The organism is Pontibacter qinzhouensis, from assembly GCF_008017455.1.
In the GTDB taxonomy this organism is placed as follows: Bacteria; Bacteroidota; Bacteroidia; order Cytophagales; family Hymenobacteraceae; genus Pontibacter; species Pontibacter qinzhouensis.
The window spans coordinates 38,487-52,740 of record NZ_VRTY01000022.1 but is presented as its reverse complement, the minus strand read 5'-3'; the positions used below and the strand labels follow the sequence as shown (position 1 = coordinate 52,740).

Here is a 14,254-nt window from a genome sequence, read left to right as displayed (position 1 = left end):
TACCCTGCAGCATGAGGCCGGGCAACTGTAACAGGCGCAAACACAGAGGTGTCTGCAAAGGAAAGCTTATACTATGCCTTGTGGTGGATGGAAAAAATCGAAGGATGGCCTGACAACGCTGCCAGCATCGAAAACGGCCACAGCAGGCTGAGAGGGTAAAAATATGCGGAAATCGAAGGAAAAGGTGTGCTGGCAGATCAGGTTTAGCTGAACTTCTTTTGCAACGTTCTGAGCACCACCTTGCTTTTCGGCATCATCTTGTTTTTTAAGCTGCTCTGAAAGGTGGCATTTGCCCTCGCACGCCAGTTCAGGCTTGTCGCGGTTAATGCAGAGGAACTCCATTATATACGCTTTGTTGGCCTGGTAATCCACGATGAGCAACACCTTGCTGAAGGTTTGCAGCACCATGATGGCCAGTAGCGATATAATAAAAATTCTATTCACGTATTTTACGTCAGGAATACCGAATACAAAGAATTTTTATTACTGATATCCATATTCCCAAATTGCGTCTACTCTTATAGATCAAGAATGATCAAAGGTATGGGGTAAAGTGATAATTATCAATTATGTGAGAAAATCTATTTTCCAGGGTGATAACTGGATAGATGAACCAGAAGCAGCAAAGTCTCAGGAAGGCACTTTTCATTTGAATAATTACTGGCTGCTGATTGTAAATTGTTAAATGGCTGGATGGTTGTTCTGGAGATTTGAAGATGAGTGAATGAAAACTCTTAACTCTTCACTTTTTAACTAATTAAAGGTCTAACATCTATAATCTAGCATCTAATATCTTTTTTGCCTTCGAATGGCCAATTTCATTTGAATAATTTAGCCGAAGGCGCAAGCAACCTAGCAAAACAATTCAAATAATTCATTATTAGCTGCTATCCATGACACGCTCACAGGTCTTGTAGACGCTGTGAGGTCATAAAAAAGCGGGAGCAATACCTGAACCCGGTAGTGCTCCCGCTATAAATTAAAGGTAAGCTGCTGTACTTAGTATAGCTGCCAAAACAAATCAGCAACTTCCACATGAAAAACTGATGGAAATACTTCTGTAAGGGCCATTAAAGCAGATTTTTCAATATTTCTGATTCTGAATTTGGCGAAGCTCCTTAAGCCGTAACCGATTCTTTTAGCTCGCTTACCACTTTTGCCATAGAAGATTTCGCATCACCAAATAGCATCAGGCAATTCGGGTAGCCGAATAACTCGTTCTCGATACCGGCATAACCGGCATTCATGCTTCGCTTGCACACAATTACGGTCCTGGCTTTGTCGGCGTTCAGTACCGGCATCCCGAAAATAGGACTACCCGGGTTCGTACGTGCTGCAGGGTTTACCACGTCGTTCGCGCCAATAATAAGCGCAATGTCAGTGTTGGCAAACTCATCGTTAATGTGGTCCATCTCCACCAGTTTGTCGTACGGAATATTGGCCTCGGCCAGCAGTACGTTCATGTGGCCCGGCATACGACCGGCCACCGGATGAATGGCAAACTTAACTGAAGTACCTCTCTTCTCGAGCAGGTCGGTGAGTTCGCGTACCACGTGCTGCGCCTGCGCCACGGCCATACCATAACCCGGCACAATAATTACGGACGAAGCAGAATCGAAGAGCATTGCCGTTTCTTCCACGCCTACTTCTTTCACTACTATTTCTTCGCCGCTCTCAGAGGTAGCACCGGCTTTTGTCTGCCCGAAACCACCGAGCAATACGTTAGTGAGCGAGCGGTTCATGGCCTTACACATGATCTGCGTCAGGATGATGCCGGAAGCACCTACCAATGCACCTGCAATAATCAGCACCTGGTTGTTGAGTACGAAACCTGTAGCAGCGGCCGCAATACCAGAATAGGAGTTCAGCAATGATATAACCACCGGCATATCGGCACCGCCAATCGGAATAACTGTCAGAATACCCAGCAGCAGCGCAATAACAATAACGCCGAGCATGTAAATTTCCTCGTTAGGCTCTAGTACCACCATTACCGACAACGCAATGGTCGATAGAAACAAAATAGCATTTAATGCGTGCTGGCCACCAAAGGTCACCGAGCGTCCGTTAATAATGCCTTTCAGTTTGCCGAAGGCAACCAATGAACCAGTAAGCGTTACAGCACCAATGATGATACTGATCACAACAGTTACAGACACAACCGCATCCATACTAACTCCAGCGGTATGAGCAAGAGCCCAGTAAGCCGAAGCAGCAACCAGCACAGAGGCCGCACCACCAAAGCCATTGAAAATAGCCACCATTTCCGGCATAGAGGTCATCTCTACGCGGCGTGCAATCACAGCGCCAATAGCAGAACCAATCAGAATGGTCACAAAAATCTCGGTCAGGCTAAGCACCTGGCTATCGAGGAGCGTTGCCAGAATGGCAATAAGCATGGCTACCGCAGACAGGCTGTTGCCCTGACGCGCTGTAGATGTTTTGCCAAGCATTTTAATACCTATTATAAATAGTACAGATGCTACTAGATAGGCAATTCGTATAAGTAAATCTTTCTCTAACATGCCTTATTTTTTCTTTTTCTTGAACATCTGGAGCATACGGTCGGTTACAACGTAGCCACCAACCACATTGAGCGTTGCCAGCAGCAAAGCCACAATGCCCAGGCCTTTGCTCATCGACCAGTCCTGCGGACCGGCAGCCACAATGGCACCTACAATGGTAATACCCGAAATAGCATTCGAACCCGACATAAGCGGAGTATGCAAAGTTGGAGGAACTTTAGAGATAAGTTCGAAGCCTACGAAACTGGCCAGCACCAGCACGTAGAGCAATACTAATAGCGTTTCTGCATTCATACTTTTTTAGCTAAAATTTCTTTCGTGAATTGATGTACCAGCTCTCCCTGGTGAGTGATAAGCGATCCTTTGGTCACTTCTTCTTCAAGCTCCCATTTAAAGCCATCTTTGTTGGCCAGGTGCAGCAACAGCGTGCTGGCATTTTTAGCGTATAACTCAGAGGCATTAACAGGTACCATCGCCGGCAGGTTAGACTCTCCGATAATAGTAACGCCATGTTTCACAACTGTTCTGTTGAACTCGCTGAGCTCGCAGTTACCACCCGACTCAACGGCCATATCCACAATCACAGAGCCTGGTTTCATGCTCTCCACCATCTGCGCCGTTACCAGCACCGGTGCTTTTTTACCAATTACAAGGGCGGTGGTAATAACAATATCCGCATCGGCAATGTGTTTGGTAATGAGTTGCTTCTGTTTCTGAAGATATTCTGCCGATACTTCTTTGGCGTAGCCTCCTTCTGTTTGCACACCTTCGGCCTGCACCTCCAGAAAACGGCCTCCCAGCGACTCAACCTGCTCCTTTGTTTCGGGACGAACATCGGTTACCTCTACCACAGCACCAAGGCGCTTGGCCGTGGCAATGGCCTGCAGGCCAGCCACACCAGCACCAAAAATGAGTACACGGGCAGGTGTGATGGTACCAGCGGCTGTCATCATGAGCGGGAAAATCTTGCCCAGGGCGTTTGCTCCGAGCAGCACGGCTTTATAGCCACCGAGGTTGGCCTGCGAGCTGAGGGCATCCATTTTCTGGGCACGCGAAATGCGTGGCACGGCATCCATGGCAAAGGCTGAAATTTTCTTCTGCACACAAATACTCAGTAACTCCGGCACCGTGTACGCATACAGAAAAGAAATAAAGGCGCTTCCGTCGCGCATCAGTTGCAGCTCCTCTGGTGTGGGGGCGTTTACCTTCAGCAGCACGTCTGCGTCTTGCAGCATGGGCGTTTTATCCGGAAATATAATGGCACCGGCATCTTCGTATACATTGTCGTAAAAACCAGATTCTACACCGGCTCCGCTTTCAATGCCACAGGTAAAACCAGCTTTGCTAAGCGACTTTACCACATCTGGGGTGAGAGCGACTCTCCTTTCAGGTACTTTGCTCTCTTTAAGAATGGCTAATTTCAAGGCTAAATTTTTAAAATGTCATCAGTAATTTAAATTATTCAGTTACTACCAGAGCAGTTTCTCCATTAAATTAGACAGGGTCGGGATCAAATAAAACATTAACTAAGGGTAGCTTTCATGATATTCATCATTTTTGCAATACCTTTTGAAAATTTGTAAAAAGTGGCAAAAATTAGAAAGAAATTATCAATATAAAAACCCTACCACCATATTTTTTGCAAAATATAGTAAAAACAGGCTATAATTGGGGCTAATCTGTTAAAACTGCCTTTGAACAAGTGCTAGTTTGCGACAGCAGAGGCAGTTGCGGAAGATTTTGATTGTTGGAGGAAGGCACTGTTTTTTCAGCTAATAGTTGTTATCTCCAATAGCTTGGCTTGCGTCTTACCTCTTCAGATCTCGAATTTGCATCTCTTATAGAAAAACGACACATGTGGCACGCCACACGATGCGCGACTTTTCTCACTTGTAAAAACAGTACAGTAAAGCCCGGTAAATTGGGTTGTCATCTGCAGCCGCAGTACAGAAGGCATAGCTGAAGGATGGTTGTATTTAATATATTCTGGTGATACGGATTGGTTGCCCAACCAGGCGGAAGTGTGGTGGTATCGCAAAAAGACTCGCATCGAAAACAACTTGTTTACCCTGAATAGTTAAAGTTGAAGGGAAGTCGCAAGGATAATAGCGCCTACTTTCTGTTTCGATCACATAGGTATTCCCCACTATTTCAACATGCCCTTCCACCTGACGCACCTCCTCTATTACTTCATCAGAAAAGCAGCCCATAATCGGTGCAGCATCATCTGCATCAGTGTTTTTACAGGAGAGCAACAGAAAAGGAGCTAAGGTTAGAAAAAGCTTTTTCATTGGCGAATAATAATATAACATGATGCTCTTTTCCTGTAAGACCCACAGTATAACCTGGTGGTTGCATAGTAGCTTTTGCATCTATAACCCTTGGATCAAAAACAATGAAAAACCTTCTGAAGGCCATTTTCATTTAAATAATCAGACTGGTTCTCCAGAACTAAAGTTGATAGTAGAAATTCAGGAACGCTAATAAAGAAGCCCCTGTAGGCTCTGCTCAAAAAAGTTGCTGGTTTCACAGCTAAGACAGGTAAATCTTAACGAGAAACCAGCAAGTGCAACTTCAGTGTAATTTCTAATTTCTATAATTTAGTGCTCCTCCAATTTATTTTTTGAATTATGTGCCCCTGTAAAAGAGCTTCAAAGCGGCCAGAGGCCGCGGAATAATCGTCAAGAGCAAGGACGCTCGCGCCATCATAATTTTTAATATGGCGAAGCACTAGGCTTTGGCTAAAGACCGTTCAATACCCATTTCGAGGCCGCGCAATTCTGCCAGTCCGCGCAGCCTGCCAATAGCAGAGTAGCCGGGGTTGGTCTTTTTGTGCAGGTCGTCGAGCATCTGGTGGCCATGGTCGGGGCGCATCGGTATGCTGATATTGCGCTGTTGCTGCAGTAGTACCAGCTCTTTCATTACGGCAAACATATCTACGTCGCCTTCCAGGTGGTTGGCTTCATAAAAATTACCATCTTCGTCGCGCTGGGTGCTGCGCAGGTGAATAAAGTTTATTCTGTCGCCGAACTGCCGCACAATGGCTGGCAGGTCGTTGTCGGCACGCACACCAAAGGAGCCGGTGCAGAAACAAAGGCCGTTGTTGAGCGAGGGAACCGCTTCTACCAGAGCCTCTACGTCGGCGGCAGTGCTAACCACGCGCGGCAGCCCCAGGATAGCGTACGGTGGGTCGTCGGGGTGAATGACCAGTTGCACACCTGCCTCGTCGGCTATCGGCACCACCTGCTGCAGGAAATAGATCAGGTGCTGGCGAAGCCTGGCGGCATCTATGCCTTTGTAAGTATCTAATGCCTGCTGGAACTGCTCCAGCGTAAAACTTTCTTCGCTGCCTGGCAAACCTGCGATGATGTTGCGCTGCAGCAACAGCTTTTCTTCGTCGCTCATGCTGTTAAAGCGTTGCTGGGCCTTCTCGAGTTCCTGCTGCGTATAATCCTTTTCGGCTCCCTTTCGTTGCAGCATCAGCACATCGAAGGCAACAAAAGCAGCTTTCTCGAACCGAAGCGCCTTGGATCCATCTTCTACGGTGTAGCTCAGGTCGGTGCGGGTCCAGTCGAGCACGGGCATAAAATTGTAGGTTACAATGCGGATGCCGCATGCTGCCAGGTTCCGTATAGATTGCTTGTAGTGCTCGATGTAGGTTTCAAAACCTGCTTTCTGAGTTTTAATAGACTCATGCACTGGCACACTCTCTACTACGCTCCAGATAAGGCCTTCCTGCTCAATAGCCTCTTTCCGCTTTTGTATTTCCGCTACCGTCCACACCTGTCCGTTCGGGATGTGGTGCAGGGCAGTTACAATACCAGTAGCTCCTGCCTGCTTAATATCCTGCAAAGAAACCGGGTCGTTTGGCCCGTACCATCTCCAGCTTTGTAATAACGACATATATTTTATGTTTTTGGGTTGAATCACTATTTCAGCTTCGCCTGCTCACTACATGCTCAGCTCATTGAAGTTATTAGATGCCAGATGTTGGCATATAGATATCTAAAATAGAGATAAGAGATTTATACTCTCTCATCCACTTAATCACTCATTCAGAACTTTTCCACATCAACAATTTAACAATCATCAAGCAACAACCTGCAATCGAATTATTCTAATAGAATTGGCCTTCAAAAGCATTTAGAGCAATTTAGTGTCAAGGGCAACATCTTTTTACACGCCACTGTAGGCGTTAAAGCCACCATCTACGAGTATGGTTTCGCCGGTTACAAAGCCGGAGGCATCGCTCAGGAGGTAAATGAGGGTACCGGCCAGCTCATCGGGCACGCCGAAACGCCTGAACGGGGTGTTGGCGATAAACTGCTCTGCCCTCTCGGTAAAGCTTTCGTCATCGTTCATGAGCAGGCTGTGGTTTTGTTCGGTAAGAAACACTCCGGGCGCAATAGCATTTACGCGTATGCCTCCACCATAGCGCAGCCCCATTTCTACGGCCATCCACTTGGTATAACCCTCCACAGCCGACTTAGCCAGGGTATAGCCCATTACCCGTGTCAGCGGCCGTTGCGCCGCCAACGACGATATATTAACAATAGACCCATGTCCTTTGTCGGCCATTACACGCCCGAATACATTGGTAGGAATAATGGTGCCGAACAGGTTCAGGTCAACAGCGCGCCGGGTATCATTTATATTAATGTCAAACAGGTTCTGGTTAGGTGATACTGTGGCACCCGGCATGTTACCTCCGGCCGCGTTTACCAGGCCATCTATGGTGCCCCAGGTGGTCAGGATGTGCTCACGGGCATCCAGCATCTGCTGCTCATCCAGCACATCGCCTAAAACAGCTATGGCCTCTCCTCCTGCTGCCTCTATGGCTTCTACCCGCTCCTCTGCCCGCTCCTTGTTCCGGCCCAGCACGGCCACCTTCGCACCGGCCTTGGCCACCGCCATGCAGAATGCCTCGCCGAGTACGCCTGTTGCTCCGGTTATTACAATAACTTTATCTTTTAATGAAAATAATTCTGTTCCAGCCATATAGTTATCAAAAATAAGGTGTTTAGGTAAGCATAATCAGGTTAAGGTAGCAGGCACTGGCATCGCAAACTGTAAACCAGGTATTGTCTGGTTCGCATTTATAGCTGCTCTGCTTGTTACGACAAAACAGAAAACACTATAACCTGCAAACGTTTGCATAAAGGTATAGGTTTTACCTGAATTCGCCTAATTTTTCTAACACCTGTAAGTAATTAACTAACATAAAGCTTTTGCCAAAAAGATAAAAGTGACCGAACAAGCTTAAATAGAAATAAACTATACTTTTATAATTTTAATTGATTTGATCTATATTTCAGGAAGCTATACTTTTGAATCATCAACCTGATTAAAAGCACAACCTATAGCCATGAGCGAAACAGAAAAAACTACCCGACTGACCACTGCCTCCGGCAGACCATACTTTGAGCACGAGAACAGCCTGACAGCCGGACCGCGTGGGCCGGTATTGCTGGAAGATTATATATTACACGAGAAGCTGGCGCACTTTAACCGCGAACGCATACCGGAGCGTGTGGTGCATGCCAAAGGCAGTGGCGCTTACGGCACTTTTACCGTTACACACGACATTACCCGCTACACCCGCGCCAAAGTTTTCAGCCAACCAGGCAAAGAAACCCGGGTCTTTCTGCGTTTCTCTACGGTAGGCGGCGAAAAAGGCAGTGCCGACAGCGAACGCGACCCACGTGGCTTTGCCCTGAAATTTTATACCGAAGATGGCAATTGGGACCTGGTAGGGAATAATACGCCTGTTTTCTTTATAAAAGACCCGAAAAAATTCCCGGACTTTATTCATACCCAGAAACGCAACCCGCACACCAACCGCAAAAGCGCTACTATGATGTGGGATTTCTGGTCGCTGAACCCCGAAAGCCTGCACCAGGTCCTGATTCTGATGACGGACCGGGGTACGCCACTCTCCTACCGCCACATGCACGGTTTCGGCAGCCACACGTTTTCGTTTATAAACAAGGAGAATGAGCGCCATTTTGTGAAGTTCCATTTCAAGACCATGCAAGGCATCCAGAATTTTACCGATGCCGCCGCCACCGAAATGAAAGGCCTTGACCCAGACCAGGCTCAGCGCGACCTCTACGATGCCATTGAGTGCGGTGATTTTCCGAAGTGGGCGGTAAAGGTGCAGATTATGACAGAAGCGGAGGCTGCCACCTACAAGTGGAACCCTTTCGACCTCACAAAAGTATGGTCGCAAAAAGATTTTCCGCTGCTGGATGTTGGCGTGCTGGAACTGAACGAGACACCCGATAACTATTTTGCCCATGTAGAGCAGGCGGCCTTTGCTCCGGCGCATATTGTAGATGGCATCGGGTTTTCGCCAGATAAAATGCTGCAGGGCCGCATACTCTCCTACCCCGATGCGCAACGCTACAGGCTAGGTGCCAATTACGAGCAGATTCCGGTGAACAGATGCCCCTTTGCTACCAACAACTACCAGCGCGACGGACAAATGCGTGTAGATGGCAACGGCGGCAGCCACCCAAACTATTTCCCGAACAGCTTCGACCATATAAAAGCCGATGAAGCCTACAAAGAGCCCGCGCAAAACTTAGGCAACGTAACCGCAGATTGGTTCGACCGCAACGCCGAAGGCGAAAACGACCACTACACCCAACCTGGTGACCTGTTCCGGCTGCTCTCTCCGGAAGAGAAAAAGAATACGATAAGCAACATTGTAGCCGCCATGCAGGGCATAGACGGTCCGAAACGAATGGAGATCATTAACCGCCAGCTCTGTCACTTCTTCCGTGCCGACATTGGTCTTGGACTGGGAATTGCACAGGGCCTGGGCATAGATATAAGCAGCTACTCCTCCCAGGCCATGCATGCCAACTAATGTAAGAGTCAGCTTTTTGTAATTCCGCTTTTTGCTGAAGCTGGTATAGTTATGTAGAGCCTGCTTCCTCCAGAGCAAAAGCAGAGCGGCAATACCACCGATTTTTCCTGTTTAGTTTGTTGATGGTGACCGAACAGCTGTTTCTTTTATGAGACAGCTGTTTTGGTTTTAACAACAGGCTAACAAGTAGTAGTATAAAATGTAGCTACAGGAACTTCTGAGAAACATAATTTGTAATAGTTAGTAGAAAACAACACTTGAACACATGTTCATACATAACTATTACAGATACCCCATGTATGTCTACAATAAAAGTAAGGGTTGATCAGAAGCGGCTAGAGCGAGCAGCCTACGTACTTAAGTGCGTGGCGCACCCGGTACGGATAAGCATTATAGACTTGTTAGAGCAAAAGCAGCGCCTATCGGTTAGCGAATTGCAGGAGGCCCTAAAAATTGAACAGTCTCTGCTCTCGCACCACCTCATTAACATGCGCGACAAAGGCGTTTTGCAGACCCAGCGCGAAGGAAAACACGTGTACTACTCGCTCCTCGACACCGGAATAGTTCAGATAATCAGGTACATAAGCGGAAACAAGGCTTTATAGAAACGGCTGTAGCCTGAGCTGCTCAGGCTACTTCAGCAGCCTTGCCGGCTTCTGCTCCCGGTAAAGCAAATTATTCTAATTAAAATGACCTTCAAAAGCAAAACGCGCCTTTAACCGTCTAGGGTTTATGCTGTTACAGAACCAGATGATCCGTAGATTACTTTTCAGCATATTATTCTGATTTTATTTTCATCAAGAAATTTCGTTTTATCAACTTAGTTTCTATTTTTGCACTCACTAATGCACTCGTAGTTCAACTGGATAGAATATCGGATTTCGGCTCCGAGGGTTAGGGGTTCGAATCCTCTCGAGTGCACAGAATTTAAAAGCCTTACAGCAATGTAGGGCTTTTACTTTCGATCGGGGTGTAGCGTAGCCTGGTATCGCGCCAGCATGGGGTGCTGGAGGTCGCAGGTTCAAATCCTGCCACTCCGACTATAACAACAAAGCCTGTCAATCGTGTCTGATTGGCAGGCTTTGTCGTTTTACAGCCTCCAGAAAAGCCACCTTTTTTATAGCAGCATCTGAATTAAAAAACAGGCAGATAAAGTAGAACACATCCTGCTGCTGTTACAACTTTTGTTGCACCCTATTTACTTTTTCATGGTTTAAGCAGTTGAAGAAACTAAAACTATCAGGTGCATATCTTATACTTGCTGCCGCACCATACTAATTATGCTAATAAAAAAGGCCTTCCGAAGGCAAAACTGCATCCGGAAGGCCAAGGGTTAACAGGGAGCAGCTTACTCGTAAGACAAGCCTTTCAGTGTTGATTTCTCGTACATAAACGGCTCGAATTCAGGATCGGCTGTCTCTGCCCCCACCTTTATGGAGGTGCAGGCAACATTACCAAACGTGCTGGCTACTGCGGCATCGGCTGCGTCGCGGCCGTTGGCAATTTTAATGAGGCCGTTTAAGGGTGCCAGTTTGGTTGCATCAAAAATAATCCAGCGGCCGCCAATGTAGGCCTCAAAACAGGCATGAAAATCGGGTGGAAACAGTTTATAAGAGTAACCGGTAAAATAACGCGCCGGAATAGAGAGCGCACGGCACAAGGCAATTCCCAGATGAGCAAAATCGCGGCAAACGCCGGCCAGTTCGGTTATGGTATCGAAGGCGGAAGTCTGCGAGTTTGTGCTGCCACTCAAATATTCCACGTTTTTATGAATCCATTCGGTAATGGTGAGCACCTGCTCAAAGGCATTTTCTATTTTGCCGAATTTGCTGTAGGCAAAACGCTGCAGCTTATCTGACTGGCAATAGCGGCTCGGAAACAGATACGGAATAACATCGCCATCTAACTGCACCACCGGCACAGGCGCCAGTGCAGAGTCGTGGTCGATAATGGTATAAGCCGGATCTACTACTGCTTTGTAGGCAATCTTAAACATCATCGGCTCCTTTACCTCCATCCGCACAAAGCGGTTGGTGCTGTGCACCGATGTAAACTCTTCAAATCTGATGTATGGGTCCACTTCCAGCACTTCCTCCAGCACCGTTTGGGTGGCAGTACGGAGCGCATGTATGTTAAAAATAAAGGTGCTCGGCTGGTACACCTGGTATTCCAGCTCACAATGGACCTTAAATTTCATAGGGGTTAAGAAATAATAGTTGAGTTCGTTCTTGGTTTATCATTAAAGGCTTCCTCCATCCAGTCTTCCGGTATATCCTCCAAGGCATCTGTCAGTTTCTGCGCCCACAGTTCGGCTATATGCTCTAAATCTTTTTTCTCGTAGCGGTGCTCCACCAACTGAAACGAATCTTTTTTATAAAGGATAACATCGATCGGGAATTCCACATCGTTGTTGCTCACCCTTGTCGAGTCGAACGATAGAAACCCGGCTTTCAGAGCCTGCTTCATGGTGGTAGTGTCGTTCAGCACCCGGTTTAGAATAGCTTTACCCTGCCCCGAGTTACCGATTATAACGTACGGCGAACCTTCATCCAATTCCACCCAGTTACCTTCAGAATACAGCAGAAAAAGCTTGTGCTCTTTGTCGTCTTTCAGTTGGCCTCCTACAATGCTGTTAAGGTTAAACTTTAGGCCGGCACGCTCCAGTGCGGCCCTGTCCTCTTCGGCTACACGCTTTATCTGTTCGCCAAAGGCATTTACAGCTTTGTAGAGTTTGTTATACACCACACCTTCCTCCACCAGTTCCTGAAAATAGTGCACGGCTTTGTCTCTTACAGACCGGAGCCCGCTTGTCATAATGAAGAGTGAATAATTATCTTTTTGGGCGATGTAGGTTTTCTTTTTGGTAGTAGTACTGGTGCCTGCCGTAATACGCGTATCAGCCAGTGCGATCAGGCCTTCCTTTACTTTTATTCCTAAACAGTAAGTCATAAACAGGATACAGATTAGATGAGGGCATAAATTACCTGTTTAATCTGAGATTGAGAAAAATTATGTGCAGACAAGTTTTTAATCAAATAATTTATATATTCCGGCAACTACCGGAGCAGTGCCTTTTACCCGATTTGAAATAACCGGTAGCCCCAGGCAAACCGAGGCGCACCTACTGGTGGTTTATAACCTGCTGTTACTTGAAGATCAATAAATTAAAAATAAATAGTATGAAGAAATCACTTCTAATTCTTTCTTGCTGTGCCTTTTTGGCCTCCTGCAACAATTCATCTTCAGAGTATGCTGAACACTACGACAGGCAAGATCGCGACACGACAGCCGCGGTAAGCACCAACACCTCGGCACCCGAAACCGAAGCGCCCGCAGGAGCTGCCGCAACAGCCCTGGCCGATGGCAATTATGAGAAAGGTGCCAAGCTGATCTCGCAATCGGACTGCATGGCGTGCCACCAGGAAAAGACAAAGGTAGTAGGACCTGCTTATGTAGAAGTAGCTCAGAAATATGAGTTTACCGATAAAAATGTAAACTACCTGGCGGGTAAAATAATAGAAGGCGGAGCCGGTGTTTGGGGCCAGGTACCAATGTCGCCCCACCCCAACGTGAGCAAAGCAGATGCAGCCGAAATGGCTAAGTATATACTTTCGCTAAGAAATTAAAAAAGACGCAGGACGCAGGACACAAGACACAGGATTTTTTTGGTGAATCAGCATCACGTCAGAAGTTAAAAGTCCTTCGTCCTGTGTCCTGTGTCTTAAGTCCTTTTTAAAGGGTGTTATAATTTTTAAAACTTTTCTGGTGCAGCAGCGGCATGCGTTTGGTTCTTCCTCCATCCAGCACATAACGCATGCTGTTTTTTAGGAGTTGCCCTGCCTCCAGCTGCTGCATAACGGCCGCCAAACCTGCCGCCGTGTAAATAGCACCGAAAGGCTCTGCAAACTGCCCCTGCTGGTACACATAGAAATCAAAGCCAGGCTCCTGCTCATACACCTTTACCAGTTGCTGCAGCGTAACAGTCTCCATATCGATCATGTCGCAGGCAATGAGCAACAGGTCGTGCGTAGAGTACTGCTGGTGCACGCTCAGCAGCCCTCTTAATGGCCCTTCTACCCCTTGACAACTTTTATCGACAAGTAGCTCCGGAAGGGTAAAATGATTCGAATAATTGGCTACCTGCCCTTGGTTAACCGATACCACAACCTGCAGTTCCAACTCCTGAAGCTTGTTGGCTACAACTTTGGCCCAGACATTATCGCCCGTTTTTAGCAGGCCTTTGTCGGAGCCCATACGGCTGCTTTGGCCACCACACATTACTATGCCCAGCAGGTTTTTCATACCTAAATCAGGTTTATTTTTTATCGGAGTGGCCCAGGCTTTTTTCAGGACTTACCTTGTCGCGGACCAGTTGCTTCAGCTCTTTTATTTCCGGGAAACGGCCAGCTTCTTTCCGGTCGAAAAGCTCTTCGTCGTTTACCCGGATGGTATAACGCCCGCTTACTTCGCTTGGCTGCAGCAGTACGCCCTGCAGGTCGTCGCTGAAGGTCGTTAGCAGTTCCTGGGCCATGTAGGCGGCCCGTAGCATCCAGCCGCATTTCGGGCAGTATTCTATCGTGATAACTGGTTTCATGATGGGCTTCGCCAAATTAAAAATTAGAAATTAAAAATTATGCTGGCGCGAGCGTCCTCGCTCGTAACGATTATTCCGCGGCCTCTGGCTGGTTTGAAGCTCTAATAAATTTGAAGCTCTTTTAAAGAGGAATATTATTCTAAAAATAAAATTGGTAGAGCACCAGTCACATTTACTTCGAAGTAATTAAGGCTGCCAATTTTGCTGATAGTTAGCTTTACAAGCTCAATTTCTACTATTGAATTTCTAATTTTTAGTTTGACC

Annotated in this window: 14 protein-coding genes and 2 tRNA genes; 5 read left to right on the top strand and 11 right to left on the bottom strand. The window is 46.9% G+C overall.

Annotated features, from left to right (window positions below; all coding sequences use genetic code 11):
• Window positions 1–66: 66 nt before the first annotated feature.
• The 7 genes from FVR03_RS07750 to FVR03_RS07720 form a co-directional block, all read right to left on the bottom strand.
• Window positions 67–444 carry a hypothetical protein gene (locus FVR03_RS07750; RefSeq protein WP_147921172.1) on the bottom strand — a complete coding sequence of 126 codons (378 nt, stop codon included), beginning with the start codon at window positions 442–444 and terminating at the stop codon, window positions 67–69.
• 674 nt (window positions 445–1,118) lie between these two features.
• Complete coding sequence (locus tag FVR03_RS07745) at window positions 1,119–2,525, bottom strand: NAD(P)(+) transhydrogenase (Re/Si-specific) subunit beta (RefSeq protein WP_147921171.1); 1,407 nt, start codon at window positions 2,523–2,525, stop codon at window positions 1,119–1,121.
• 3 nt (window positions 2,526–2,528) lie between these two features.
• Window positions 2,529–2,819: an NAD(P) transhydrogenase subunit alpha part 2 gene (locus tag FVR03_RS07740; RefSeq protein ID WP_147921170.1), complete on the bottom strand. Its 291-nt coding sequence runs from the start codon at window positions 2,817–2,819 to the stop codon at window positions 2,529–2,531.
• A complete protein-coding gene (locus FVR03_RS07735) occupies window positions 2,816–3,949 on the bottom strand; it encodes a Re/Si-specific NAD(P)(+) transhydrogenase subunit alpha (RefSeq protein ID WP_147921169.1) in 1,134 nt (377 codons plus the stop codon). Before FVR03_RS07735 ends, FVR03_RS07740 begins: the two co-directional genes overlap by 4 nt.
• Before the next feature lie 552 nt (window positions 3,950–4,501).
• Window positions 4,502–4,816, bottom strand: coding sequence for a hypothetical protein (locus FVR03_RS07730; RefSeq protein ID WP_147921168.1), 315 nt, complete (start codon window positions 4,814–4,816; stop codon window positions 4,502–4,504).
• A 439-nt stretch (window positions 4,817–5,255) separates the two neighbouring features.
• Window positions 5,256–6,428 carry a mannonate dehydratase gene (gene uxuA, locus FVR03_RS07725; protein ID WP_147921167.1) on the bottom strand — a complete coding sequence of 391 codons (1,173 nt, stop codon included), beginning with the start codon at window positions 6,426–6,428 and terminating at the stop codon, window positions 5,256–5,258.
• 273 nt (window positions 6,429–6,701) lie between these two features.
• Window positions 6,702–7,523, bottom strand: coding sequence for an SDR family oxidoreductase (locus FVR03_RS07720; RefSeq protein ID WP_147921166.1), 822 nt, complete (start codon window positions 7,521–7,523; stop codon window positions 6,702–6,704).
• A 367-nt stretch (window positions 7,524–7,890) separates the two neighbouring features.
• Here FVR03_RS07720 and FVR03_RS07715 point away from each other — a divergent pair, with 367 nt between their 5' ends.
• The 4 genes from FVR03_RS07715 (at window position 7,891) to FVR03_RS07700 (ending at window position 10,436) form a co-directional block, all read left to right on the top strand.
• The gene (locus FVR03_RS07715; protein WP_147921165.1) at window positions 7,891–9,396 is read left to right on the top strand and encodes a catalase; all 1,506 of its coding nucleotides are present in this window, start codon (window positions 7,891–7,893) and stop codon (window positions 9,394–9,396) included.
• Window positions 9,397–9,695: 299 nt separating this feature from the next.
• On the top strand, window positions 9,696–10,001 hold the full coding sequence (locus FVR03_RS07710; protein ID WP_147921164.1) for an ArsR/SmtB family transcription factor: 306 nt from the start codon (window positions 9,696–9,698) through the stop codon (window positions 9,999–10,001).
• A 242-nt stretch (window positions 10,002–10,243) separates the two neighbouring features.
• Window positions 10,244–10,317 (top strand) — tRNA-Arg (locus FVR03_RS07705).
• A gap of 45 nt (window positions 10,318–10,362) precedes the next feature.
• Window positions 10,363–10,436 (top strand) — tRNA-Pro (locus FVR03_RS07700).
• 308 nt (window positions 10,437–10,744) lie between these two features.
• Here the strand turns inward: FVR03_RS07700 and FVR03_RS07695 are convergent.
• Both FVR03_RS07695 and FVR03_RS07690 read right to left on the bottom strand, forming a co-directional pair.
• Complete coding sequence (locus tag FVR03_RS07695; RefSeq protein WP_147921163.1) at window positions 10,745–11,593, bottom strand: transglutaminase-like domain-containing protein; 849 nt, start codon at window positions 11,591–11,593, stop codon at window positions 10,745–10,747.
• A 5-nt stretch (window positions 11,594–11,598) separates the two neighbouring features.
• On the bottom strand, window positions 11,599–12,345 hold the full coding sequence (locus FVR03_RS07690; protein ID WP_147921162.1) for a proteasome-type protease: 747 nt from the start codon (window positions 12,343–12,345) through the stop codon (window positions 11,599–11,601).
• 230 nt (window positions 12,346–12,575) lie between these two features.
• Here FVR03_RS07690 and FVR03_RS07685 point away from each other — a divergent pair, with 230 nt between their 5' ends.
• Complete coding sequence (locus FVR03_RS07685; protein ID WP_147921161.1) at window positions 12,576–13,022, top strand: c-type cytochrome; 447 nt, start codon at window positions 12,576–12,578, stop codon at window positions 13,020–13,022.
• Window positions 13,023–13,128: 106 nt separating this feature from the next.
• On the opposite strand, the gene mobA is transcribed toward FVR03_RS07685, so the two are convergent.
• Window positions 13,129–13,698: a molybdenum cofactor guanylyltransferase gene (mobA, locus tag FVR03_RS07680; protein WP_147921160.1), complete on the bottom strand. Its 570-nt coding sequence runs from the start codon at window positions 13,696–13,698 to the stop codon at window positions 13,129–13,131.
• Between the two features lie 13 nt (window positions 13,699–13,711).
• The gene (locus FVR03_RS07675; RefSeq protein WP_147921159.1) at window positions 13,712–13,990 is read right to left on the bottom strand and encodes an Rdx family protein; all 279 of its coding nucleotides are present in this window, start codon (window positions 13,988–13,990) and stop codon (window positions 13,712–13,714) included.
• Window positions 13,991–14,254 lie beyond the last annotated feature (264 nt).

Bases quoted from the DNA above. Each gene is read 5' to 3' on its own strand.
- FVR03_RS07720 (WP_147921166.1), bottom strand. From the start codon at position 7,523: ATGGCTGGAACAGAATTATTTTCATTAAAAGATAAAGTTATTGTAATA.
- uxuA (WP_147921167.1), bottom strand. From the start codon at position 6,428: ATGTCGTTATTACAAAGCTGGAGATGGTACGGGCCAAACGACCCGGTT.
- FVR03_RS07710 (WP_147921164.1), top strand. From the start codon at position 9,696: ATGTCTACAATAAAAGTAAGGGTTGATCAGAAGCGGCTAGAGCGAGCA.
- FVR03_RS07715 (WP_147921165.1), top strand. From the start codon at position 7,891: ATGAGCGAAACAGAAAAAACTACCCGACTGACCACTGCCTCCGGCAGA.
- FVR03_RS07695 (WP_147921163.1), bottom strand. From the start codon at position 11,593: ATGAAATTTAAGGTCCATTGTGAGCTGGAATACCAGGTGTACCAGCCG.
- mobA (WP_147921160.1), bottom strand. From the start codon at position 13,698: ATGAAAAACCTGCTGGGCATAGTAATGTGTGGTGGCCAAAGCAGCCGT.
- FVR03_RS07745 (WP_147921171.1), bottom strand. From the start codon at position 2,525: ATGTTAGAGAAAGATTTACTTATACGAATTGCCTATCTAGTAGCATCT.
- FVR03_RS07690 (WP_147921162.1), bottom strand. From the start codon at position 12,345: ATGACTTACTGTTTAGGAATAAAAGTAAAGGAAGGCCTGATCGCACTG.
- FVR03_RS07730 (WP_147921168.1), bottom strand. From the start codon at position 4,816: ATGAAAAAGCTTTTTCTAACCTTAGCTCCTTTTCTGTTGCTCTCCTGT.
- FVR03_RS07675 (WP_147921159.1), bottom strand. From the start codon at position 13,990: ATGAAACCAGTTATCACGATAGAATACTGCCCGAAATGCGGCTGGATG.
- FVR03_RS07685 (WP_147921161.1), top strand. From the start codon at position 12,576: ATGAAGAAATCACTTCTAATTCTTTCTTGCTGTGCCTTTTTGGCCTCC.
- FVR03_RS07740 (WP_147921170.1), bottom strand. From the start codon at position 2,819: ATGAATGCAGAAACGCTATTAGTATTGCTCTACGTGCTGGTGCTGGCC.